19 protein-coding genes are annotated in these 23,463 nt (G+C 60.0%); 3 read left to right on the top strand and 16 right to left on the bottom strand.

What is annotated here, in order from left to right; all coding sequences use genetic code 11:
* Positions 1-20: 20 nt before the first annotated feature.
* The 16 genes from dnaE to rpsB form a co-directional block, all read right to left on the bottom strand.
* Positions 21-3,542, bottom strand: a complete 3,522-nt coding sequence (dnaE, locus tag L6D81_RS06385) for a DNA polymerase III subunit alpha (RefSeq protein ID WP_236178340.1) — start codon at positions 3,540-3,542, stop codon at positions 21-23.
* 76 nt (positions 3,543-3,618) lie between these two features.
* Positions 3,619-4,245, bottom strand: a complete 627-nt coding sequence (gene rnhB / locus L6D81_RS06380) for a ribonuclease HII (RefSeq protein WP_236178421.1) — start codon at positions 4,243-4,245, stop codon at positions 3,619-3,621.
* An 11-nt stretch (positions 4,246-4,256) separates the two neighbouring features.
* Complete coding sequence (lpxB, locus tag L6D81_RS06375) at positions 4,257-5,387, bottom strand: lipid-A-disaccharide synthase (RefSeq protein WP_236178339.1); 1,131 nt, start codon at positions 5,385-5,387, stop codon at positions 4,257-4,259.
* Between the two features lie 2 nt (positions 5,388-5,389).
* A complete protein-coding gene (gene lpxA, locus L6D81_RS06370) occupies positions 5,390-6,166 on the bottom strand; it encodes an acyl-ACP--UDP-N-acetylglucosamine O-acyltransferase (RefSeq protein WP_221398809.1) in 777 nt (258 codons plus the stop codon).
* Positions 6,163-6,603: a 3-hydroxyacyl-ACP dehydratase FabZ gene (gene fabZ, locus L6D81_RS06365; protein WP_003222142.1), complete on the bottom strand. Its 441-nt coding sequence runs from the start codon at positions 6,601-6,603 to the stop codon at positions 6,163-6,165. The genes lpxA and fabZ overlap by 4 nt, the downstream gene beginning before the upstream one ends.
* A gap of 106 nt (positions 6,604-6,709) precedes the next feature.
* Positions 6,710-7,765, bottom strand: coding sequence for a UDP-3-O-(3-hydroxymyristoyl)glucosamine N-acyltransferase (gene lpxD / locus L6D81_RS06360; RefSeq protein ID WP_236178338.1), 1,056 nt, complete (start codon positions 7,763-7,765; stop codon positions 6,710-6,712).
* A 3-nt stretch (positions 7,766-7,768) separates the two neighbouring features.
* Positions 7,769-8,272: an OmpH/Skp family outer membrane protein gene (locus L6D81_RS06355; protein WP_003222140.1), complete on the bottom strand. Its 504-nt coding sequence runs from the start codon at positions 8,270-8,272 to the stop codon at positions 7,769-7,771.
* A 45-nt stretch (positions 8,273-8,317) separates the two neighbouring features.
* Positions 8,318-10,708 carry an outer membrane protein assembly factor BamA gene (gene bamA / locus L6D81_RS06350; protein WP_236178337.1) on the bottom strand — a complete coding sequence of 797 codons (2,391 nt, stop codon included), beginning with the start codon at positions 10,706-10,708 and terminating at the stop codon, positions 8,318-8,320.
* Between the two features lie 74 nt (positions 10,709-10,782).
* Entirely contained in the window at positions 10,783-12,135 is a 1,353-nt protein-coding gene (gene rseP, locus L6D81_RS06345; RefSeq protein WP_236178336.1) for a sigma E protease regulator RseP, read from the bottom strand.
* A 53-nt stretch (positions 12,136-12,188) separates the two neighbouring features.
* Positions 12,189-13,379: a 1-deoxy-D-xylulose-5-phosphate reductoisomerase gene (gene ispC / locus L6D81_RS06340; protein ID WP_236178335.1), complete on the bottom strand. Its 1,191-nt coding sequence runs from the start codon at positions 13,377-13,379 to the stop codon at positions 12,189-12,191.
* Positions 13,376-14,182 carry a phosphatidate cytidylyltransferase gene (locus L6D81_RS06335; RefSeq protein ID WP_236178334.1) on the bottom strand — a complete coding sequence of 269 codons (807 nt, stop codon included), beginning with the start codon at positions 14,180-14,182 and terminating at the stop codon, positions 13,376-13,378. Before L6D81_RS06335 ends, ispC begins: the two co-directional genes overlap by 4 nt.
* Complete coding sequence (gene uppS / locus L6D81_RS06330) at positions 14,182-14,937, bottom strand: polyprenyl diphosphate synthase (protein WP_236178333.1); 756 nt, start codon at positions 14,935-14,937, stop codon at positions 14,182-14,184. The genes L6D81_RS06335 and uppS overlap by 1 nt, the downstream gene beginning before the upstream one ends.
* 14 nt (positions 14,938-14,951) lie before the next feature.
* The gene (gene frr / locus L6D81_RS06325) at positions 14,952-15,509 is read right to left on the bottom strand and encodes a ribosome recycling factor (RefSeq protein ID WP_236178332.1); all 558 of its coding nucleotides are present in this window, start codon (positions 15,507-15,509) and stop codon (positions 14,952-14,954) included.
* A complete protein-coding gene (gene pyrH, locus L6D81_RS06320; protein WP_011332683.1) occupies positions 15,506-16,249 on the bottom strand; it encodes a UMP kinase in 744 nt (247 codons plus the stop codon). The genes frr and pyrH overlap by 4 nt, the downstream gene beginning before the upstream one ends.
* 211 nt (positions 16,250-16,460) lie before the next feature.
* Complete coding sequence (tsf, locus tag L6D81_RS06315; RefSeq protein WP_236178331.1) at positions 16,461-17,324, bottom strand: translation elongation factor Ts; 864 nt, start codon at positions 17,322-17,324, stop codon at positions 16,461-16,463.
* 190 nt (positions 17,325-17,514) lie between these two features.
* Complete coding sequence (gene rpsB / locus L6D81_RS06310; RefSeq protein ID WP_008052780.1) at positions 17,515-18,252, bottom strand: 30S ribosomal protein S2; 738 nt, start codon at positions 18,250-18,252, stop codon at positions 17,515-17,517.
* A 374-nt stretch (positions 18,253-18,626) separates the two neighbouring features.
* Between rpsB and map the strand changes: the two genes are divergently transcribed.
* Genes map through dapC form a run of 3 tightly spaced genes read left to right on the top strand, consistent with a single transcriptional unit; the run spans position 18,627 to position 23,395 of the window.
* Positions 18,627-19,409: a type I methionyl aminopeptidase gene (map, locus tag L6D81_RS06305; RefSeq protein WP_236178330.1), complete on the top strand. Its 783-nt coding sequence runs from the start codon at positions 18,627-18,629 to the stop codon at positions 19,407-19,409.
* Between the two features lie 40 nt (positions 19,410-19,449).
* Positions 19,450-22,152, top strand: coding sequence for a [protein-PII] uridylyltransferase (locus tag L6D81_RS06300; RefSeq protein WP_236178329.1), 2,703 nt, complete (start codon positions 19,450-19,452; stop codon positions 22,150-22,152).
* Positions 22,153-22,195: 43 nt separating this feature from the next.
* Positions 22,196-23,395, top strand: coding sequence for a succinyldiaminopimelate transaminase (gene dapC, locus L6D81_RS06295; protein ID WP_236178328.1), 1,200 nt, complete (start codon positions 22,196-22,198; stop codon positions 23,393-23,395).
* Positions 23,396-23,463: the final 68 nt, after the last annotated feature.

Here is a 23,463-nt window from a genome sequence, read left to right as displayed (position 1 = left end):
GCTTTGATGGCACCTGCCGGTCAACGGTATTGGAGGAAGACGTTGTCTCGCCCGAACTGGTCACGCAGGGCTTGAATCAAGGCATCCGCCGGGTCGATCCGCCAGGTCTCGCCAAACTGCAGCAAGGTCTTCGCATCGGGACTGGTGTATTCCATGGTGATCGGGCACGCACCGCGATGACGCTTGAGTAATTCACCCAACCAGCGTAGCTGATCGCCTTTCAGGTCCTGGGTCTGCAATTTCAGGCGCAGGCTCTCGGCCAGGTTGGTACGCGCATCTTCCATGCTCATCACCCGCTTGACCCGCAGGCGCAGGCCGCCGGAGAAGTCGTCGTTGCTGACCTCGCCTTCGACCACCACCATTGCGTCGGTCTGCAGCAGCGACTGCGCGGAGTGGAACGCATCGGCGAACAGCGACGCCTCGATCCGCCCGGAGCGGTCGTCGAGGGTGATGAAGCCCATCTTGTCGCCCTTTTTGTTCTTCATCACCCGCAGGGCGATGATCATCCCCGCCACGGTCTGGGTGTCCCGGGCCGGTTTCAGGTCGATGATGCGCTGACGGGCGAAACGGCGGATTTCGCCTTCGTATTCGTCGATCGGGTGGCCGGTCAGGTACAGGCCCAAGGTGTCTTTTTCACCTTTGAGCCGCTCCTTGAGGGTCAGCTCTTTCGCCTTGCGGTGGACCGCGTAAACATCCGCGTCTTCTTCGACGAACAGCCCGCCGAACAGGTCGGCGTGACCGCTGTCACGAGTGCGTGCGGTCTGCTCGGCCGACTTGATCGCCTCTTCCATCGCCGCCAGCAGCACGGCGCGGTTGCGGTCGATGTTGGCCTGGTAAGCCTTTTGCTCGTCATGGAAATACGGGCCGAGGCGATCCAGCGCGCCGCTGCGGATCAGTCCGTCCAGCGTGCGCTTGTTGATGCGTTTGAGGTCGACCCGGGCGCAGAAGTCGAACAGGTCCTTGAACGGACCGGCCTGACGGGCCTCGGTGATCGCTTCCACCGGGCCTTCACCGACGCCCTTGATCGCGCCCAGGCCATACACGATGCGGCCTTCGTCGTTCACCGTGAACTTGAACTCCGAGGTGTTCACGTCCGGCGCGTCGAGGCGCAGCTTCATCGTGCGCACTTCTTCGATCAAGGTCACGACCTTGTCGGTGTTGTGCATATCCGCCGACAGTACCGCGGCCATGAACGGCGCCGGGTAGTGGGCTTTCAGCCAGGCGGTCTGGTACGAGACCAGGCCGTAGGCGGCGGAGTGGGATTTGTTGAAGCCGTAGCCGGCGAATTTCTCTACCAGGTCGAAAATGTTACCGGCCAGATCCGCGTCGATATTGTTCGACGCACAACCCTCAATGAAACCGCCGCGCTGCTTGGCCATTTCCTCGGGTTTCTTCTTGCCCATCGCCCGACGCAGCATGTCCGCACCACCGAGGGTGTAACCGGCCATGACCTGGGCGATCTGCATCACCTGTTCCTGATACAGGATGATGCCGTACGTCGGCGCCAGTACCGGCTGCAAACCTTCGTACTGGTAATCCGGGTGCGGATACGCCAGTTCAGCGCGACCGTGCTTACGGTTGATGAAGTCATCCACCATGCCCGATTGCAGCGGGCCCGGACGGAACAGAGCCACCAGTGCGATCAAGTCTTCGAGGCAGTCGGGCTTGAGCTTTTTGATCAGCTCTTTCATGCCGCGGGATTCGAGCTGGAACACCGCGGTGGTTTCAGCTTTTTGCAGCAACTGATAGGTCGGCTTGTCATCCAGCGGGATGAACGCGATGTCCAGCGGCGGCTCGTTGACCTTGGCGCGGTCGCGGTTGATGGTTTTCAGCGCCCAGTCGATGATCGTCAGGGTCCGCAGGCCGAGGAAGTCGAACTTCACCAGACCGGCCGCCTCGACGTCGTCCTTGTCGAACTGGGTCACCAGACCGTCGCCGGCCTCGTCGCAATAGATCGGCGAGAAGTCGGTCAGCTTGGTCGGTGCGATGACCACACCACCGGCGTGTTTGCCGACGTTGCGCACCACGCCTTCGAGCTTGCGCGCCATCTCCCAGATTTCCGCCGCTTCTTCATCGACCTTGATGAAGTCGCGCAGGATCTCTTCCTGCTCGTAGGCTTTTTCCAGGGTCATGCCGACTTCGAACGGAATCATCTTCGACAGGCGATCGGCCAGGCCGAACGACTTGCCCTGGGCCCGCGCCACGTCGCGGACCACGGCCTTGGCCGCCATGGAACCGAAGGTGATGATCTGGCTCACCGCGTTGCGGCCGTACTTTTCGGCCACGTAGTCGATCACCCGGTCGCGACCATCCATGCAGAAGTCGACGTCGAAGTCGGGCATCGATACCCGTTCCGGGTTGAGGAAACGTTCGAACAGCAGGTCATATTCCAGCGGGTCGAGGTCGGTGATCTTCTGTACATAGGCCACCAGCGATCCGGCACCCGACCCCCGGCCAGGGCCCACCGGCACGCCGTTGTTCTTGGCCCACTGGATAAAGTCCATCACGATCAGGAAGTAACCGGGGAACCCCATCTGGATGATGATATCCAGCTCGAAATTCAGCCGGTCAACGTAGACCTGACGCTTGGCCTCGTAGTCTTCGGTGGTGTCCTTGGGCAGCAGCACGCTGAGGCGCTCTTCAAGGCCATCGAAGGAGACCTTGCGGAAATACTCGTCGATGGTCATGCCATCGGGAATCGGGTAATCCGGCAGGAAGTGCTTGCCCAGTTTCACGTCGATGTTGCAACGCTTGGCGATCTCGACGGTGTTCTCGATCGCATCCGGCAGGTCACTGAACAGCTCGGCCATTTCCTCGGCGCTTTTCAGGTACTGCTGATCGCTGTAGTTCTTCGAACGCCGCGGATCGTCGAGGGCGCGGCCCTCACCGATGCAGACGCGGGTTTCGTGGGCGGCGAAGTCTTCCTGCTTGATGAAGCGCACATCATTGGTGGCAACCAGCGGCGCGCCGAGCTTGTCGGCCAGGGCCACGGCGCCGTGCAATTGTTCTTCGTCGTTCGGACGGTTGGTGCGCTGGATTTCCAGATAGAAGCGATCCGGGAACACCGCCATCCATTCGCGGGCAAGCGCCTCGGCTTCGGCGGGGTTGCCGCCGATCATGGCCATGCCGATCTCGCCTTCTTTGGCGGCGGACAGCATGATCAGGCCTTCGTTGGCCTCGGCGACCCACTCGCGCTCGATGATGACCATGCCGTTGCGCTGACCGTCGATGAAGCCACGGGAAATCAGCTCGGTCAGGTTGCGATAGCCTTGGGCATTCATCACCAGCAGGCTGATGCGGCTCAGCGGACCATCCGGGTCCTTGTTCGACAGCCACAGGTCGGCGCCGCAGATCGGCTTGATCCCGGCACCCATGGTGTTTTTATAGAATTTGACCAGCGAACACATGTTGTTCTGGTCGGTCACCGCAACGGCCGGCATGCCCATGCCGGTCAGGGCCTTGACCAGCGGCTTGATCCGCACCAGCCCGTCGACCAGGGAGTATTCAGTGTGCAGGCGTAGATGAACGAATGAAGCCGGCATAGTGATCCTGTCCAGTTACATAGAGACAACAAGGCCCGGATTGTACCGGGCCCCGAACAAAACATCAGCCTTGCCGCTAAACCTGCGTCAGGCCTTCCAGCGCTTCATAAGCCTGCCGCACCGGGGCAAACGAACGCCGGTGAATCGGCGTCGGCCCGAGGCGCGCCAGCGCTTCCAGATGGACGGGCGTCGGATAGCCTTTATGGCCGCCGATGCCGTAACCCGGATAGATCAATTCGAACGCCGCCATCTCGCGGTCACGGCTGACCTTGGCCAGAATCGACGCAGCCGCAATCGCCGGCACCTTGCCGTCACCCTGCACCACGGCTTCGGAACGCATCGGCAATTTCGGGCAGCGGTTGCCGTCGATCATCGCCAGTTTCGGCTGGATGTGCAGGCCAGCGACCGCGCGTTGCATCGCCAGCATGGTGGCGTGAAGGATGTTCAGCTCGTCGATTTCTTCGACTTCGGCACGGGCAATGCACCAACTGAGCGCCTTCTCGCAGATCTCGTCGTAGAGTTTTTCACGCTTGGCTTCGGTGAGTTTTTTCGAGTCGTTGAGACCGAGGATCGGCCGGTTCGGATCAAGGATCACCGCCGCGGTGACGACGGCACCGCACAACGGGCCGCGACCGACTTCATCGACACCGGCCACCAGTTCTTCGACTTCGGCGACCAGGGTGAAATCCAGGCCCATCTGCATGCTTGTCTTGCTCATCGTGTTTGCCCGATCAGGTTCAGAACGGCGTCAGCCGCCTGATTGGAAGCGTCCAGGCGCAGGGTGCGATGGATCTCGTCAAAACCCCGGGTCTGCTCTTCGCCACCGTCGATCAACGGCGACAGGGTCTGGGCAAGGGCCTCAACCGTCGCATCATCCTGCAACAATTCCGGCACCAGCAATCGCTGGGCCAGCAGGTTGGGCAGGGAAACGTACGGGCTCTTGACCATGCGCTTGAGAATCCAGAACGTCAGCGGCGCAAGACGATAGGCCACGACCATCGGGCGCTTGTACAGCAGCGCTTCCAGGGTCGCCGTGCCGGACGCGATCAGAACCGCATTGCACGCCGCCAGGGCCAGGTGGGATTTTCCATCGAGCAGCGTAACCGGCAGGTCGCGGCCGGCCAGCAGCGCTCCGAGCTGGGCACGACGCTCGGGGTTGGCGCACGGTATGACGAAACGCACACCCGGGCGCATGGCCCGCAAGCGTTGGGCGGTATCGAGGAACAGCGCACCCAGACGACTGACTTCACCGCCACGGCTGCCGGGCATCAACGCGACCAGCGGCCCGTCCGACAGACCGAGCTCGGCACGCGCCGCGTTGCGATCAGCCTCCAGTGGAATGGTATCGGCCAGCGTATGACCGACGAACCGCACCGGTACGCCCTTCTCTTCGTAGAATCTGGCTTCGAACGGCAGCAGCGTGAGCATCAGGTCGCAGCCTTCGCGGATCTTCAGTACCCGTTTCTGCCGCCATGCCCACACCGAGGGACTGACGTAGTGCACGGTCTTGATTCCGGCCTGACGCAGCTTGAGTTCGATATTGAGGTTGAAATCCGGCGCATCGATGCCGATGAACACATCCGGTTTTTCAGCGATAAGCGTGGCGATCAGGTCCTTGCGGCGCTTGAGCAGTTCACGCAACCGCCCCAGGACTTCCACCAGGCCCATGACCGACAGACGCTCCATCGGAAAATAGGAAGTCAGGCCTTCGGCCTGCATCAGCGGGCCGCCGACACCAATGAACTCCACCGCAGGGTGCTGTGCCTTGAGGGCACGCATCAGGCCTGCGCCCAGAATGTCACCGGAAGCCTCCCCCGCCACCAGCGCAATACGCAGATTGGCCATGGTCAGCGGGTAATGCCGCGGGTCGACGACTGGATGGAGTCACGGAACATCGCGACTTCCGGGAACTGTGCAGACGGCTCGGCCAGTTCGGCCAGCGCCTGTTCGACGGTCAGTCCCTGGCGATACACCGTTTTGTACGCACGGCGCAGCGCGTGAATGGCGTCTTCGCTGAAACCGCGACGGCGCATGCCCTCGAAGTTCATGCTTCGCGCTTCGGCCGGGTTGCCGAATACGGTGACGAAAGCCGGGACGTCCTTGCCGATCGCTGTGCCCATGCCGGAAAAGCTGTGGGCGCCAATGTGGCAATACTGATGCACCAGGGTGAAACCGGACAGGATTGCCCAGTCATCAACGTGCACATGGCCGGCCAGCGCGGTGTTGTTGACCAGAATGCAGTGGTTGCCGATGACGCTGTCATGCCCGATGTGGGCATAGGCCATGATCAGGTTGTGATCACCCAGGGTCGTTTCGGAACGATCCTGAACGGTGCCACGGTGAATCGTCACGCCTTCGCGGATGACGTTGTGGTCACCGATCACCAGGCGGGTTTCTTCGCCCTTGTACTTCAGGTCCGGCGTATCTTCGCCTACCGAGGAAAACTGGTAGATGCGGTTGTGCTTGCCAATACGGGTCGGACCTTTGAGGATCACGTGTGGCCCGATGACCGTACCCTCGCCGACTTCCACACCTGCACCGATGATCGACCACGGGCCGACCTCGACGCCATCAGCCAGGACGGCCGATGGATCGATGATTGCGCGAGGGTCAATCAAACTCATAGCTTGCGTTCCGCACAGATGATTTCAGCCGAGCAGACCGGTTTGCCATCGACCGAAGCCTGGCATTCGAACTTCCAGATCTGACGCTTGCAACTGATGAACTTGGCTTCGAGGATCAACTGATCCCCCGGCAGCACTGGCTGGCGGAAACGCAGCTTGTCGGAGCCGACAAAGTAATAAAGGGTGCCGTCAGCCGGTTTCACGTCAAGCATCTTGAAACCGAGGATCCCGGCAGCCTGAGCCATGGCTTCGATAATCAGCACGCCCGGCATGATCGGGTGCGCTGGGAAGTGCCCGTTGAAGAACGGCTCGTTGATGCTGACATTCTTGTAGGCGCGAATGCGCTTGCCTTCCGTATCCAGCTCCACTACCCGGTCCACCAGCAGGAACGGGTAACGGTGAGGCAGGTATTCGCGAATCTCGTTGATGTCCATCATTTCGGGGGGAAGCCTATGTAAAGATTGGGAGCGCGACTGACGCGCACTCCTCTAGCAAATCAAGGAGGCAGTCCGGAGGCTGTGCACACTTGATATGGAAATGGTATCAGCCTTCAGATGAAGCATTGCCGTCAGGGGTCACTTCCCCGAACCGCTTTTCCAGCTGTTTCAAACGTCGCGCGATGTCATCGAGCTGACGAATCCGGGCCGCGCTTTTGCGCCATTCGGCCGCCGGTTGCATGGCTGTGCCGGAAGAATAGGCACCCGGTTCGGTAATCGAATGGGTCACCATGGTCATCCCGGTCAGGAATACGTTGTCGCAAATATCGATGTGCCCTACCAGGCCAACACCTCCGGCGAGCATGCAGTGCTTGCCGATTTTGGTGCTGCCGGAAATCCCCACGCACGCCGCCATGGCGGTGTGATCACCAACCTGCACGTTATGGGCGATCTGAATCTGGTTGTCGAGCTTCACGCCATTGCCAATCACGGTATCGGCCAGCGCACCGCGGTCGATGGCGGTATTCACGCCGATCTCCACATCGTCACCGATGGTCACACCGCCGATCTGGGCGATTTTCTGCCAGATGCCCTTCTCATTGGCAAAGCCGAAGCCTTCACCGCCGAGCACGGCACCGGACTGAATCACCACACGCTTGCCGATCCGTACATCGTGATACAGCGTGACCCGCGGGGCCAGCCAGCCGCCCTCGCCGATTTCACTGCGAGCACCAATGACGCAATGCGCACCGAGCGTCACGTCTGCGCCGATTCGCGCACCGGCTTCGATCACCACGAAGGGACCGACACTGGCGCTCGGATCGACCACGGCATCCTCGGCAATCACGGCCGTCGGATGAACGCCGGCAGTGGCCTTGGGCTTCGGATCGAACAGATGGGAAATGCGTGCGTAAGCCAGGTAAGGATCCGGCACCACCAACGCATCACCGGCATAACCTTCCGCGTCGGCAGCCTTGAGCAACAGGGCTGCGGCTTGCGAGCCAGCCAGGTATTTGCGGTATTGAGGGTTTGCCAGAAAGCTCAACTGAGCTGGGCCAGCCTCCTGCAAGGTGGCTAGCCCAGTGATTTGCTTCTCGGGATCGCCACTCAGGGTGGCGCCGAGGAACTCGGCCAACTGGCCGAGCTTGATAGTCACGGTCATGGGTTACTTCAGCTGATTCATGCGCTCGATGACCTGGCGCGTGATGTCGTACTGAGGTTTGACATCGATCACTGCGCCACGCTCGAACACCAGGTCAAAACCACCTTTCTTGATGACTTCTTCCACTGCGCTATCCAGTTTCGGCTTCAGTTGCTTGAGCATTTCGCGGTCGGCAACAGCCTTGGCTTCGTTCAGCTCCTTGGACTGGAACTGGAAGTCACGCGCCTTTTGCTTGAACTCAAGCTCCAGACGCTCGCGCTCACCTTGCTGCATCTTGTCGCCACCGGCCATCAGACGATCCTGAATGCCCTTGGCGCTGCTTTCCAGGGTCTTGAGCTTGGTCAGCTGTGGGCCGAACTTCTTCTCGGCATCCACGGCGTACTTCTTGGCCGCGTCGGATTCCAGCAAGGCCATCTGATAGTTCAGAACGGCGATTTTCATGTCGGCAAATGCCGGGCCTGCCACCAGCACGGAGGCCAGGAGAACCAATTGAGTCAACTTACGCACGATGCACTCCTACAAAATCCATTGTCGTTGTCTTGGGTCAGACGCTTAGAACGTCTGGCCCAGGGAGAATTGGAACACTTGAGTTTCAGCTTCATCCGGTTTCTTGATCGGCATCGCCAGTGCAAAGCTCAGCGGGCCCAGTGCGGTGACCCAGGTCACGCCGACACCGACGGAGCTGGCCATGTTGCTCAGACTGATGTCGTTGCATTGGGTGGCAGAAGTCGAGCCGACAGTCGCGTTGGTGGTCTTCTCGCACTTGGAGTCGAATACGTTACCCACATCCCAGAATACCGAAGTGCGCAGGGAACGCTGATCCTTGACGAATGGCAGCGGGAACAACACCTCGACACCACCCTGGATCAAAACGTTGCCACCGAACGGCAGTGGATCCTGATCCGGGTCGGCAAGCGTACCTGCGTTACCGGTCACACCCACGCCACGGCTAGGGGTACTGCGCGGGCCCAGCGTACTGTCTTTAAAGCCACGTACCGAGTTGAAACCACCAGCATAGTAGTTTTCATAGAACGGCAAGCCGTCGGTCGAACCATAACCATCGCCATAACCCAGCTCGGTGTGCAGACGCAGCGTGTAGTTTTCGCTGATCGGCTGGAACAACTGACCACGATAGTCGAGTTTGTAGAACGACAGGTCGCTGCCTGGAATGGTGGTTTCCAGCGTCAGACTCTGGGAACGGCCACGGGTTGGCAATACACCTTTGTTCAGGGTCGACTCGGACCAGCCGGCCGAAGCCTTGAAGTTCAGGTAGTTATCACCTTCCTTCTTAACGAAGTCGAAAATCTCGTCAACGGTGTACTGACCGGTCTTGATCTTATCCTGCTGAGCGGACAGACCGAAGGTCAGACGCGAAGTCTCGCTGATCGGGTAGCCCACGTTCACGCCGGCACCCAGGCTGTCTACCGCATAGCTCGCTACGTCGACGTCGAGGTCTTTGTAGTCGGTGGTGCGGTAGAACGCGTTGTAACCCAGGCTCACGCCATCGGCGGTCCAGTAGGGGTCAACGTAGCCGAAGTTGTAGCGGCTCTGGTATTCGCTGCGGGTCAGGCCGACGCTGACGCGGTTACCGGTACCGAGGAAGTTGTTCTGGGTGATCGAACCACCGAGGATCAGACCAGCACTCTGGGCGAAACCGACGCTGGCGGTGATCGAACCGGAAGCCTGCTCTTCAACGCTGTAGTTCACGTCAACCTGGTCATCGACACCAGGCACAGCCGGGGTCTCGACGTTGACTTCTTTAAAGAAGCCCAGCCGCTCCAGACGAGTCTTGGACTGGTCGATCAGATAAGTCGAAGCCCAGCCACCTTCCATCTGACGCATTTCACGACGCAGCACTTCGTCCTCGGACTTGGTGTTGCCACGGAAGTTGATGCGGTTGACGTAGGCACGCTTGCCCGGATCGACGGCAAACAGGATATCGACGGTGTGATCTTCGTCGTGCGGTTGTGGCACGCCGTTGACGTTGGCGAAGGTGTACCCCTCGTTACCCAGACGACGGGTGATCAGTTCGGAAGTGGTGGTCATCAGCTTGCGCGAGAACACCTGACCTTTCTGCACCAGCAACAGCGACTTGACCTGGTCTTCAGGGACTTTCAGGTCACCGCTGAGTTTGACGTCGCGAACGGTGTACTTCTCGCCTTCGTTGACGTTGACGGTGATGTAGACGTGCTTCTTGTCCGGGGTGATGGACACCTGGGTCGAAGCGATATCCATGTTGATATAGCCACGGTCGAGGTAGTAGGAACGCAGACGCTCCAGGTCACCGGACAGCTTTTCACGGGCGTACTTGTCGTCGTTCTTGAAGAATGACAGCCAGTTGGTGGTCTTCAGTTCGAACAGGTCGGTCAGGTCTTCCTCGGGGAAAACCGTGTTGCCCACCACGTTGATGTGCTGAATGGCAGCGACGGTGCCTTCATTGATCTTCACTTTAAGGCCGACACGGTTGCGCGGCTGCGAGACCACTTCGGTATCGACAGTCGCCGAGTAACGACCTTGTGCAACGTATTGACGTTGCAGCTCGTTACGCACGCCTTCGAGGGTCGCGCGCTGGAAGATCTCGCCTTCGGCCAGACCGGACTGCTTGAGGCCTTTCATCAGGTCTTCGGTGGAGATCGCCTTGTTGCCTTCGATCTCGATGCTGGCGACCGAGGGACGTTCGACGACAGTGATCACCAGAACGTTGCCTTCGCGGCCCAGCTGGATATCTTGAAAGAAACCGGTTTTGAACAGCGCACGAGTGGATTCCACCAGGCGACGATCATCCGCCTGCTCGCCGACGTTCAACGGCAAGGCACCAAAGACGCTACCCGCGGAGACCCGCTGGAGGCCATTGACGCGAATATCAGAGATAGTGAAGGACTCGGCGTGAACTTCGGCGATCATCAATACGGTGAGAACCGCAGTTAGCAGCAGACGTTTCATGAAGTCCTTTCTTATTCCAACTGGCAATAAACAAACTGCCGCAAAATGCGGCAGATTCGCAATTCAGCGAAGCGTTACAGACGACCCAGATCGTTGACCAGAGCAAGCAACATCACTCCGACCACCAAGCTGATACCGATCTGTATCCCCCAACCTTGCACCCGATCCGACAAGGGACGACCACGCGCCCACTCGATCAGATAAAACAACAAATGCCCCCCATCCAGTACAGGAATGGGCAGCAAATTCAGAACCCCCAGGCTAATACTCAGATAAGCAAGGAAATTCAGGAAATCAGCGACGCCCGACTGGGCAGAAGCGCCCGCCACTTTAGCAATGGTTATCGGTCCACTCAAGTTTTTTACCGAGAGCTCGCCGAAGAGCATTTTCTTCAGTGAATCCAGCGTCAGGACGCTCATGGTCCAGGTACGACGGGCGCCCTCGCCAATAGCCGCCAAAGGCCCGTAACTGACCTCGCGAATCATCTCCGGCGGCCAGTCGACAGCCTTGACACCTGCCCCCAGGTAACCGCTTGGCGACTTTTTATCGCCACGCGCAGCCAATGTCACAGGGACGTCGATTTGAACACCGTCGCGCTCGACGCGCAGCACGATTTTGGTATCAGGACGCGTACGAACGGTGTCCACCACCTGCTGCCAGTCGTCCAGCGCCTTGCCATCCAGTGTCAACAGACGATCACCGGTTTTCAGCCCGGCTGTCTGGGCCGGGCCTTTCGGATCAAGTTCGGCCAGCACCGGCGGCAATGCCGGGCGCCAAGGGCGAATACCGAGGGAGCGAATCGGATCCGGCTCGTCAGCCCCCTTGAGCCATTTATCGAGCGCCAGCTCACGAGGCGAGTCAGCCGTAGAGCCCTGCTCACGCACCAGTACCTGCAAGGAACCACTTTCCCCCAGACGCCGCACCAGCTGCAAATTGACCGCTGCCCAACCCGAGGTCGGCTCACCGTCGATCGCGACGATTTCCTGACCGGCGCTCAGCCCTGCGGTCGCGGCGATGCTGCCGGACTCCACCGAGCCGATCACCGGGCGAATCTGCTCGCTGCCGAGCATGGCCAGCACCCAGAAGAACACCAGCGCGAGCAGGAAGTTGGCCACAGGACCCGCCGCGACGATGGCGATGCGCTGACGCACGGACTTGCGATTGAATGACTGATGAAGCTGATCGGCCGGCACTTCACCTTCTCGCTCATCGAGCATCTTGACGTAGCCACCCAACGGAATGGCCGCCACCACGAACTCGGTACCCTGCTTGTCGTGCCAGCGCAGCAGCGGCATGCCGAAGCCCACGGAGAAACGCAGAACCTTGACGCCACAGCGACGCGCGACCCAGAAGTGGCCGAATTCGTGAAAGGTGACCAGCACACCCAAAGCGATCAGGGTGCCGGCAATCATATAGAGCGCGCTCATCTACTTTCTCCGCAATCCTGTCCAGTGCCGCGTGAAGCCATGTATTGCAAGACCTAGCGGCCTTGACGACTCAACCACTGCCCGGCCAATGCCCGGGCGGTTGCATCAGCGGCGAACACCGCATCGAGATCATCCAGTGCCACCACAGGCTCGAGATTCAAGACTTCCTCGATGATACTCGCGATTTCCAGGTAGCGAACCCGTCCGTCGAGAAACGCGGCAACCGCCACTTCATTCGCCGCGTTGAGCATGGCCGGGGCACTGTTTCCCGCCTCGGCAGCCTGCCGTGCCAGACGCAGGCACGGGAAACGCTCTTCGTCGGGCGCTTCGAAATCCAGGCGCGCCACAGCGAACAGATCCAGCGGCGCCACGCCCGAGTCAATGCGCTCGGGCCAGGCCAATGCATTGGCAATCGGTGTGCGCATGTCGGGATTGCCCAACTGCGCCAGCACCGACCCGTCCACATAATCGACCAGCGAATGAATCACACTCTGCGGATGAATCACCACTTCGACTTGCGAAGGTTTGGCATCGAACAACCAGCAGGCCTCGATCAATTCGAGCCCCTTGTTCATCATGCTGGCCGAATCCACCGAAATCTTGCGCCCCATGGACCAGTTCGGGTGTGCGCAGGCCTGATCGGGTGAAACATGCGCCAGCTCGGCCATCGGCGTCTGTCGGAACGGGCCACCGGAGGCCGTGAGCAAAATCCGACGAACTCCAACGTTGCTCAACCCGCGAGCAAAGTCCTGCGGCATGCACTGGAAAATCGCGTTGTGTTCACTGTCGATCGGCAACAGGACCGAACCACTCTTGCGCACGGCCTGCATGAACAAGGCGCCGGACATGACCAGCGCTTCCTTGTTGGCCAGAAGAATCTTCTTGCCCGCCTCGACTGCCGCGAGAGTCGGGCGCAGGCCGGCAGCGCCGACGATGGCGGCCATGACGGCATCCACCTCGGGTGCCGCAGCGACCTGACACAATCCTTCTTCACCGACCAGCACCTGCGTCGGCAGGCCCGCGGCTCGTAAATCGTCCTGCAGGTTGCGAGCGGCGCCGGCCTCCGGCACTACTGCATATTTAGGAAGATGACGGACACACAGGGCAAACAGTTCGCTCAGACGGGTAAAACCGCTCAGGGCGAAAGCCTGATAACGCTCCGGATGCCGGGCGATGACATCCAGAGTGCTCAGACCGATCGAACCGGTCGCGCCCAGGACGGTAATCTGCTGCGGGCGACTCACGATGCCGCCATCCACAACAACACCGCAAAGACCGGGATCGCAGCTGTCAGGCTGTCGATGCGATCCAGCACGCCACCGTGGCCGGGCAAGAGGTTACTGCTGTCCTTGATGCCGGACTGACGCTTGAACATGCTTTCGGTCAGATCACCCACCACCGAGATGAAGACAATCACCGCAGCACCGATCAAGCCCTTGAACAGTTGCGCCACCGTCCAGTCACGGAACAGCGCGACCAACGTGGTGATGACCAGGCTTAACGCCAGACCGCCATACACGCCCTCCCAGCTTTTGCCGGGACTGACTTGCGGCGCCAGTTTGCGCTTGCCGAACGCACGACCGGAGAAATACGCGCCGATGTCAGCACCCCAGACCAGCACCATCACCGCCATGATGAGCCAGTTACCGAGCGGGTACTGCTTGATCAGCACCAGCCCTTGCCAGGCCGGCAACAGAATCAGCAGACCGATCACCAGCTTGGCGGCGGCGCTGGACCAATGCTCGCTGGAGCGCGGGTACGTCAGCACCAGCCAGGTCGCCAGCACCCACCAGATCACCGACGCACCCAATACCCATGGCGCCAGCCCCGGCAGGATGTACATGACGAACAGCATCAGCGCGACCACCGCCGCGTAGCTGACACGGAATGCCTGCGCGGTGAAGCCGGCCAGACGCGCCCACTCCCAGGCCCCCAGACTCACGACCAGCCCGATGAACAGGGCAAAACCGGAACCTTCGAGCAGGAAAAAACCGCCCAAGGCGATCGGCAACAGAATCAGTGCAGTGATGATGCGTTGTTTAAGCATTAAACCCGGGCTCCAGCTTCGACCTGCTCGCTCGTTTTACCGAAGCGACGCTGGCGCAAAGCGAAATCGGCCAGCGCATTGCGCATGGCTTCGTGTTTGAAGTCCGGCCAGAACAGGTCGGAGAAGTACAACTCGGCATAAGCCAACTGCCACAAAAGGAAGTTGCTGATGCGGTGCTCGCCACCGGTGCGAATGCACAAGTCGGGTAACGGCAGATCACCGGTGACCAGACAGGTCTGCAGCAGATCCGGGGTGATGTCTTCCGGCCGCAGATGACCGGCCTGAACCTCACGCGCCAGACGCTGCGCCGCTTGCGCAATATCCCACTGACCGCCGTAGTTGGCAGCGATTTGCAGGATGAATCGGTTGGCACCGGCGGTCATCGCTTCCGCTTCACGCATGGCAGCCTGAAGTTCCGGATGAAACCGCGTACGGTCTCCAATGATGCGCAGACTGATATTGTTGTCGTTCAGGCGCTTGGCCTCGCGACGCAATGCCTTGAAGAACAGGTCCATCAAGGCGCTGACTTCATCGGCCGGGCGCTGCCAGTTTTCACTGGAAAAAGCGAACAGGGTCAGCACTTCGACCCTGGCCTCGGCGCACACCTCGATCACCGCCCGCACAGCGTCCACGCCCGCCTTATGCCCGGCGACACCCGGCATAAAGCGTTTTTTCGCCCAGCGATTGTTGCCATCCATGATGATCGCGACATGGCGCGGCACCGTGGACGGCGCAGTCTGCTTGGTCTTGTCCATTTAAAGCTCGACCCTTATACGGCCATCAGGTCTTTTTCTTTCTCAGCCAGCTTGGCGTCGATTTCAGCCACGAACTTCTTGGTCAGATCGTCGATCTCGCCCGCGGCACGACGTTCTTCGTCTTCGCTGATTTCCTTTTCCTTGACCAGATCCCTCAGCGAGCTGTTGGCATCACGACGGATGTTGCGCACGGCAACACGGGCGTCTTCTGCTACGTCACGCGCCTGCTTGGTGAAACCACGACGGGTTTCTTCGGTCAGGGCTGGCATGCTGATCAGCAGCAGTTCACCCAGGTTGGTAGGGTTCAGATTCAGACCTGCACTGCCGATGGCCTTGTCGACGGCACCCAGCATGTTGCGCTCGAACGCAACGACTTGCAGGGTACGGGCGTCCTTGACGGTGATGTTGGCCACTTGTTTGATCGGGGTGTCTGCGCCGTAGTAAGGCACCATTACGCCTTCCAGGATGCTTGGGTGCGCCTGACCAGTGCGGATACGACCGAAGTTGTGAGCCAGGGACTCGACGGACTTCGTCATGCGCTCTTTGGCATCTTTCTTGATTTCGTTGATCATTGCTGGACTTCCTCGATCAGAGTGCCTTCAGCGCCACCATGCACGATGTTCAGCAGGGCGCCCGGCTTGTTCATGTTAAATACGCGCAGCGGCATCTTGTGATCGCGGCACAGGCAGATGGCCGTCAGATCCATTACACCCAGCTTGCGATCCAGTACTTCATCGTATGTCAGATGATCGAACTTCTCGGCATGCGGGTCTTTGAACGGGTCAGCGGTGTAGACACCATCGACCTTGGTCGCCTTGAGCACGACATCGGCGTCGATTTCAATGGCGCGCAGGCAGGCTGCCGAATCCGTGGTAAAGAACGGATTGCCGGTGCCGGCCGCGAAAATCACCACGTCCTTGGAGTTCAGGTGGCGCATGGCCTTGCGACGGTCATAGTGATCGGTCACACCGACCATGGAGATGGCCGACATCACGATGGCGGAGATATTGGCACGTTCCAGCGCGTCGCGCATGGCCAGGGCGTTCATCACAGTAGCCAGCATGCCCATGTGGTCGCCGGTGACCCGATCCATGCCGGCCTTGCTCAGTGCCTCACCGCGGAACAGGTTGCCACCGCCGATCACCAGGCCGACCTGAACGCCGATACCGACCAGTTGGCCGACTTCCAGCGCCATGCGATCCAGCACTTTCGGATCGATCCCGAACTCTTCCGAGCCCATCAGGGCCTCGCCGCTAAGCTTGAGTAGAATGCGTTTATAGCGAGCCTGATAACCACTGCCCTGCTGAGCCATTGCGAATCTCTCCTGCGGCGTATTTTAAAAATTCTTTGCGAGCTGTTTACAGCTGGCGTTCACTCTAGCTTGGCGCTGCTTCAGCGCCATCGGAACATGGCTTTGTAAGTCAGTTCCAAGGGGAAACCAATTAAAAATTGATAACCCTATCTGAAAAGAGGCTGCGCGCGTGAGCGGGCAGCCTCTTTAGGGCGACAGTTGAAAAACCGTCTTATTGCTTGGCGGCAGCCAGCTGGGCAGCAACTTCTTCAGCGAAGTTGTCGACCGGCTTCTCGATGCCTTCGCCTACTTTGAAGTAGGTGAAGGAAACGATTTCAGCGCCGCCTTTCTTGGCCAGCTCGCCAACCTTGATTTCAGGGTTCTTGACGAACGCCTGCTCAACCAGGCTCGCTTCCGCCAGGAACTTGCTGATACGGCCCTTGACCATGTTCTCAACAATGTTTTCTGGCTTGCCTTTGATTTTTTCTTCGTTCAGCTGCAGGAACACAGCCTTTTCACGCTCGATCGCTTCCGCGGAGACTTGCGAAGGCAGCAGGAACTCAGGGTTGCTTGCAGCAACGTGCATCGCGATGTCTTTGGCCAGCTCGACGTCACCGCCTTTCAGGACAACAGCAACACCGATCTTGTTGCCGTGCAGGTAGGTGCCGACTACGTCGCCTTCTACGCGCACCAGGCGACGGATGTTGACGTTCTCGCCGACTTTGGCAACCAGTGCTTCGCGAGCGGCTTCTTGAGAAGCGATCAGCGGAGCTGCGTCGGTCAGCTTGTCAGCGAATGCTTTGTCAACGCTGGCAGCAACGAAGTTTTTGAAGTCGTCCTGCAGAGCCAGGAAGTCGGTCTGCGAGTTGACTTCGATCAGAACGGCGGCCTTGCCGTCGTCCTTGATGGCGATAGCGCCTTCAGCGGCAACGTTGCCAGCTTTCTTGGCAGCCTTGATGGCGCCCGAAGCACGCATGTCATCAATGGCTTTTTCGATGTCGCCGCCAGCCTTTTCCAGGGCTTTCTTGCAATCCATCATGCCTTCGCCGGTACGCTCGCGCAGTTCTTTGACCAACGCTGCAGTAATTGCTGCCATTTTCAAATTCCTCTTGGATAGGTTTTCAACCATTCCACCCGATCGAACGGGCGTTCAATTCTTCCCGAACCACCTTGTAGCCGCTGCACGTTACAGCTGCTGTAGCTGCGCTGCCGACAAATGGTTTTCGAGGTGGCAAAAAGGGGGCCAAGCCCCCTTTTTGCTTACTGAGTCAACGCCAGGGCGTCAATTACTCAGCTGCAGCCTGAGTTTCTTCAGCTGCGAATTCTACAGTGCCGCCAGCAACGTTGTTGCGACCGCGGATCACTGCGTCAGCCATCGAGCCCATGTACAGTTGGATAGCGCGGATTGCGTCATCGTTGCCTGGGATGATGTAGTCAACGCCTTCCGGGCTACTGTTGGTATCGACAACGCCGATGACCGGGATGCCCAGCTTGTTGGCTTCGGTGATCGCGATGCGCTCGTGGTCAACGTCGATCACGAACAGTGCGTCTGGCAGACCGCCCATGTCCTTGATGCCGCCCAGGGAGCGATCCAGCTTCTCAAGATCACGAGTGCGCATCAGCGCTTCTTTCTTGGTCAGCTTGGCGAAAGTACCGTCTTCGGCTTGTACTTCAAGGTCACGCAGACGCTTGATGGAAGCACGGATGGTCTTGAAGTTGGTTAGCATGCCGCCCAACCAGCGGTGATCGACGTACGGCGAACCGCAACGTGCTGCTTCTTCAGCAACGATCTTGCCAGCGGAGCGCTTGGTGCCGACGAACAGAATCTTGTTTTTGCCCTGGGCCAGACGCTCTACGAAAGTCAGAGCTTCGTTGAACATTGGCAGGGTTTTTTCAAGGTTGATGATGTGAATCTTGTTACGCGCGCCGAAAATGTACTTGCCCATTTTCGGATTCCAGTAACGGGTTTGGTGACCGAAGTGCACACCGGCCTTCAGCATATCGCGCATGTTGACTTGGGACATGATAGTTCCTTGATAAGTCGGGTTGGGCCTCCACGTATCCCAATGACCAACCATTGATCCGAGGATCAAAGGCACCCAGGCCATCGTGTCGACACGTGTGTGGGTTAATGCTCCCGGAGCTATCCCCGGAAAGCGGCGCATTTTATACCACAGGGACGACGCAAACGGAACCCGGAATCTGCAATCGCCTCAGGGACATGCGCGCCAGCCCCTTGGAATCGGGACGATGCACCGCATTGTATAGAGAGAAGCGATGCACGCAGGCGCGGTTTTGCGCCTTTGGTCTGTTAGAATCGCGTTTTTCGGGGCCGCAAAATCAACAGCCGCGCCCCTGTTCGTATCAGCAAGCGCCGTCGAGCGCAGAGAGAGCCTGTATGACCGTCACCCTCAAAACCCCCGAGGACATCGCTGGCATGCGTGTCGCCGGCAAACTGGCCGCCGATGTGCTGGAAATGATTGCCGAGCACGTCAAGCCGGGCGTGACCACCGATGAACTGAACCAGATCTGCCACGACTACATTGTCAACGTGCAACAGGCCATCCCCGCCCCGCTCAACTACAAGGGCTACCCGAAGTCGATCTGCACCTCGATCAACCACGTGGTCTGCCACGGCATTCCGAACGACAAACCGTTGAAAAACGGCGACACCCTGAACATCGACGTTACGGTGATCAAGGACGGCTACCACGGCGACACCAGCCGCATGTTCCACGTCGGCACCGTGCCGGTCTGGGCCGAGCGCCTGTCGCAGGTCACCCAGGAATGCATGTACAAGGCGATCGAAATCGTCAAACCTGGCTGCCGCCTCGGTGACATCGGCGAAATCATCCAGAAGCACGCGGAAAAGAACGGTTTCTCGGTGGTTCGCGAGTTCTGCGGCCACGGCATCGGCAAGGTCTTCCACGAAGAGCCGCAGATCCTGCACTACGGCCGTGCCGGCACCGGCATGGAACTGAAGGCCGGCATGACCTTCACCATCGAGCCGATGATCAACCAGGGCAAGGCCGACACCAAAGTACTGGGCGACGGCTGGACCGCGATCACCAAGGATCGCAAGCTGTCGGCACAGTGGGAACACACTTTGCTTGTCACCGAGACCGGCTACGAGATTTTCACCCTGCGCAGCGACGACACGATCCCGCGCATCTCGGCCTGATCCCCACACCGTTCCCAGCCTATAGAAGGAAAGCCAATCGATGCCGCAGGTGGATCCCGAACTCTTCGACCGCGGCCAGTTCCAGGCTGAACTGGCCCTGAAAGCGAGTCCCATCGCGGCGTTCAAGAAGGCGATTCGCCAGGCCCGCGAAGTGCTCGATGCGCGCTTTCGCGCCGGTCGTGATATCCGGCGACTGATCGAAGACCGGGCCTGGTTCGTCGACAACATCCTGCAAAAGGCCTGGGAACAGTTCGACTGGAGCGAAGACGCCGACATCGCGCTGGTCGCGGTCGGCGGCTACGGTCGCGGCGAATTGCACCCCTATTCCGACATCGACCTGTTGATCCTGCTGGACAGCGCCGACCACGAAATATTCCGTGATTCCATCGAGCGTTTTCTGACGCTGCTGTGGGACATCGGCCTGGAAGTCGGTCAGAGCGTTCGCTCGGTCGACGAGTGCGCCGAAGAGGCCCGTGCCGACCTGACGGTGGTCACCAACCTGATGGAAAGCCGCACCATCTGCGGCCCCGAACGCTTGCGCCAGCGCATGCTCGACGTCACCAGCACCGCGCACATGTGGCCGAGCAAGGAGTTCTTCCTGGCCAAGCGCGCCGAGCAGAAGGCTCGCCACCACAAGTACAACGACACCGAATACAACCTGGAACCCAACGTCAAAGGCTCGCCCGGCGGACTGCGGGATATCCAGACGATTCTGTGGGTGGCCCGTCGTCAGTACGGCACCCTGAACCTGCGCGCCCTGGCCGGGGAAGGGTTTCTGGTCGAGAGTGAAAACGCTCTGCTGGCGTCCTCCCAGGAATTCCTCTGGAAGGTGCGTTACGCCCTGCACATGCTCGCCGGTCGCTCCGAGGACCGCCTGCTGTTCGATCACCAGCGCACCATCGCCGGGCTGCTGGGATTTGAAGGCGACGACGCCAAACAGGCCGTCGAAAACTTCATGCAGCAGTATTTCCGCGTGGTGATGAGTATCGCCCAGCTCAGCGACCTGATCATCCAGCATTTCGAGGAAGTCATCCTCGCCCCGGAAGACGAAGCGCCGCCACAGCCGATCAACTCGCGCTTCCAACTGCACGACGGCTACATCGAGGCGCGCAACGACAATGTGTTCCGCCGCACGCCGTTCGCCATGCTCGAGATCTTCGTGTTGATGGCCCAGCAGCCGGAAATCAAAGGCGTACGCGCCGACACCATTCGTCTGCTGCGGGAAAATCGTCACCTGATCGACGACAACTTCCGCAACGACATCCGCAACACCAGCCTGTTCATCGAGCTGTTCAAGTGCAAGATCGGCATCCACCGCAACCTGCGGCGGATGAACCGCTACGGCATTCTCGGGCGCTATCTGCCGGAATTCGGCTTCATCGTCGGGCAGATGCAGCACGACCTGTTCCACATCTATACGGTCGATGCGCACACGCTGAACCTGATCAAGCACCTGCGCAAATTGCAGTACACCCAGGTGTCGGAGAAATTCCCGCTGGCCGCCAAGCTCATGGCGAAACTGCCCAAGCCTGAACTCATTTATATGGCGGGCCTGTACCACGACATCGGCAAGGGCCGGCATGGCGATCACTCGGAAATCGGCGCGGTGGATGCCGAGGCGTTCTGCCAGCGCCATCAACTGCCGGTGTGGGACAGTCGCCTGATCGTCTGGCTGGTGCAGAACCACCTGGTGATGTCGACCACCGCCCAGCGCAAGGATTTGTCCGACCCGCAGGTCATCCATGACTTCGCGCTGGCGGTCGGCGACGAAACCCGTCTCGACTACCTGTACGTGCTGACCGTGGCCGACATCAATGCGACCAACCCGACCTTGTGGAACTCGTGGCGCGCCAGCCTGTTGCGCCAGCTCTACACCGAGACCAAGCGTGCCCTGCGCCGTGGCCTGGAGAATCCGGTGGATCGCGAAGAGCAGATCCGCCAGACCCAGAGTGCGGCGCTGGACATCCTGGTACGCGGCGGCACAGACCCGGACGACGTCGAGCAGTTGTGGGCGCAGCTGGGCGACGACTACTTCCTGCGCCACACCGCCGGCGACGTGGCCTGGCACACCGACGCCATTCTCCAGCAACCGGCCGACGGCGGTCCGCTGGTGCTGATCAAGGAAACCACCCAGCGCGAATTCGAGGGCGGCACGCAGATCTTCATCTATGCACCGGACCAGCACGACTTCTTTGCCGTGACCGTGGCCGCGATGGACCAGCTCAACCTGAACATTCACGACGCCCGGGTCATCACGTCCAGCAGCCAGTTCACCCTCGACACCTACATCGTGCTCGACACCGATGGCGACTCGATCGGCGACAACCCGGTCCGGGTCAAGCAGATTCGCGAGGGCCTGACCGAAGCGCTGCGCAACCCGGCCGACTACCCGACGATCATCCAGCGTCGGGTGCCGCGCCAGCTCAAGCATTTCGCGTTCGCCCCGCAAGTGACGATCCACAACGACGCACAGCGCCCAGTGACGGTGCTGGAACTCACGGCACCCGATCGTCCGGGCCTGCTGGCACGAGTCGGCGGGATTTTCCTCGAGTTCGACCTGTCGCTGCAGAACGCCAAGATCGCCACCCTGGGCGAGCGGGTGGAAGACGTGTTCTTCATCACCGACGCCCACAATCAACCGCTGTCCGACCCGCTGCTGTGCAGCCGTTTGCAAGATGCCATCGTCGAACAGTTGAGCGTCAATCAGGAACCCGATATCAAACTGTCGCGCATCAGCATTTGATTGCGCGCCCGGATTCAACCGCTTTGCACGAGATCCCGCACCGATGAACAACGCTCTGTCCCAGCTTCAGCCCTACCCGTTCGAAAAGCTCCGCGCCCTGCTCGGCAGCGTCACGCCAAACCCGGACAAGCGCCCGATCGCGCTGTCCATCGGCGAACCGAAGCATCGCTCGCCGAGTTTTGTCGCCGAGGCGCTGGCGAACAATCTGGATCAGATGGCGGTGTACCCGACCACCCTCGGCATCCCGGCCCTGCGCGAAGCCATCGCCGCCTGGTGCGAGCGGCGTTTCAGCGTACCGAGCGGCTGGATCGACCCGGCGCGTAACGTGCTGCCGGTCAACGGCACCCGTGAAGCGCTGTTCGCCTTCACCCAGACCGTGGTCAACCGTGGCGACGACGCACTGGTGGTCAGCCCGAACCCGTTCTATCAGATCTACGAAGGTGCGGCATTCCTCGCCGGAGCCAAGCCGCACTACCTGCCGTGCCTGGACGAGAACGGCTTCAACCCGGACTTCGACGCGGTATCGCCTGATATCTGGAAGCGCTGCCAGATCCTCTTTCTGTGCTCGCCGGGCAACCCGACCGGCGCGCTGATCCCGGTCGACGTGCTGAAAAAGCTGATCGCCCTGGCCGACGAATACGACTTCGTGATCGCCGCCGACGAGTGCTACAGCGAACTGTACTTCGACGAACAGACACCGCCGCCGGGCCTGCTCAGCGCCTGCGCCGAACTGGGCCGCAAGGACTTCAAGCGCTGCGTGGTGTTCCACAGCCTGTCCAAGCGCTCGAACCTGCCGGGGCTGCGTTCCGGTTTCGTTGCCGGCGATGCCGACATCCTCAAGGGCTTCCTGCTGTACCGCACCTATCACGGTTGCGCGATGCCGGTCCAAACCCAACTGGCCAGCGTTGCCGCGTGGAATGATGAAGTGCATGTGCGCGCCAACCGTGCGCTATATCGCGAGAAGTTCGATGCCGTGCTGGCCATCCTGAGCCCGGTGATGGATGTACAACGTCCGGATGGCAGCTTCTACCTGTGGCCGAACGTGCAAGGCGACGACGCAGCGTTCTGCCGGGACCTGTTTGCCGAAGAGCATGTGACCGTGGTGCCGGGTTCGTACCTGTCCCGTGATGTCGACGGGGTCAACCCCGGGGCCGGTCGGGTGCGCATGGCACTGGTCGCGCCGCTGGCAGAGTGTGTGGAAGCGGCCGAACGCATCCGCGATTTCGTCCTGCGCCACAAGTAAGGCCTGAGCGCCCGGGCCGGGCAATCCGGCACGGGCGTTTCATACATCGGGTTACAGATCCTCCAACT

The organism is Pseudomonas sputi (genome assembly GCF_021603585.1).
GTDB lineage: Bacteria > Pseudomonadota > Gammaproteobacteria > Pseudomonadales > Pseudomonadaceae > Aquipseudomonas > Aquipseudomonas sputi.
This window is presented reverse-complemented; position numbering and strand designations above follow the sequence as displayed.

What these genes read in the sequence shown, in the direction of transcription:
- fabZ (WP_003222142.1), bottom strand. Translation starts at nt 6,603, where the DNA reads ATGATGGACATCAACGAGATTCGCGAATACCTGCCTCACCGTTACCCG.
- uppS (WP_236178333.1), bottom strand. Translation starts at nt 14,937, where the DNA reads ATGGACAAGACCAAGCAGACTGCGCCGTCCACGGTGCCGCGCCATGTC.
- lpxA (WP_221398809.1), bottom strand. Translation starts at nt 6,166, where the DNA reads ATGAGTTTGATTGACCCTCGCGCAATCATCGATCCATCGGCCGTCCTG.
- rseP (WP_236178336.1), bottom strand. Translation starts at nt 12,135, where the DNA reads ATGAGCGCGCTCTATATGATTGCCGGCACCCTGATCGCTTTGGGTGTG.
- map (WP_236178330.1), top strand. Translation starts at nt 18,627, where the DNA reads ATGACCGTCACCCTCAAAACCCCCGAGGACATCGCTGGCATGCGTGTC.
- bamA (WP_236178337.1), bottom strand. Translation starts at nt 10,708, where the DNA reads ATGAAACGTCTGCTGCTAACTGCGGTTCTCACCGTATTGATGATCGCC.
- rpsB (WP_008052780.1), bottom strand. Translation starts at nt 18,252, where the DNA reads ATGTCCCAAGTCAACATGCGCGATATGCTGAAGGCCGGTGTGCACTTC.
- frr (WP_236178332.1), bottom strand. Translation starts at nt 15,509, where the DNA reads ATGATCAACGAAATCAAGAAAGATGCCAAAGAGCGCATGACGAAGTCC.
- tsf (WP_236178331.1), bottom strand. Translation starts at nt 17,324, where the DNA reads ATGGCAGCAATTACTGCAGCGTTGGTCAAAGAACTGCGCGAGCGTACC.
- pyrH (WP_011332683.1), bottom strand. Translation starts at nt 16,249, where the DNA reads ATGGCTCAGCAGGGCAGTGGTTATCAGGCTCGCTATAAACGCATTCTA.
- L6D81_RS06335 (WP_236178334.1), bottom strand. Translation starts at nt 14,182, where the DNA reads ATGCTTAAACAACGCATCATCACTGCACTGATTCTGTTGCCGATCGCC.
- dapC (WP_236178328.1), top strand. Translation starts at nt 22,196, where the DNA reads ATGAACAACGCTCTGTCCCAGCTTCAGCCCTACCCGTTCGAAAAGCTC.
- rnhB (WP_236178421.1), bottom strand. Translation starts at nt 4,245, where the DNA reads ATGCAGATGGGCCTGGATTTCACCCTGGTCGCCGAAGTCGAAGAACTG.
- dnaE (WP_236178340.1), bottom strand. Translation starts at nt 3,542, where the DNA reads ATGCCGGCTTCATTCGTTCATCTACGCCTGCACACTGAATACTCCCTG.
- lpxD (WP_236178338.1), bottom strand. Translation starts at nt 7,765, where the DNA reads ATGACCGTGACTATCAAGCTCGGCCAGTTGGCCGAGTTCCTCGGCGCC.
- lpxB (WP_236178339.1), bottom strand. Translation starts at nt 5,387, where the DNA reads ATGGCCAATCTGCGTATTGCGCTGGTGGCGGGGGAGGCTTCCGGTGAC.
- L6D81_RS06300 (WP_236178329.1), top strand. Translation starts at nt 19,450, where the DNA reads ATGCCGCAGGTGGATCCCGAACTCTTCGACCGCGGCCAGTTCCAGGCT.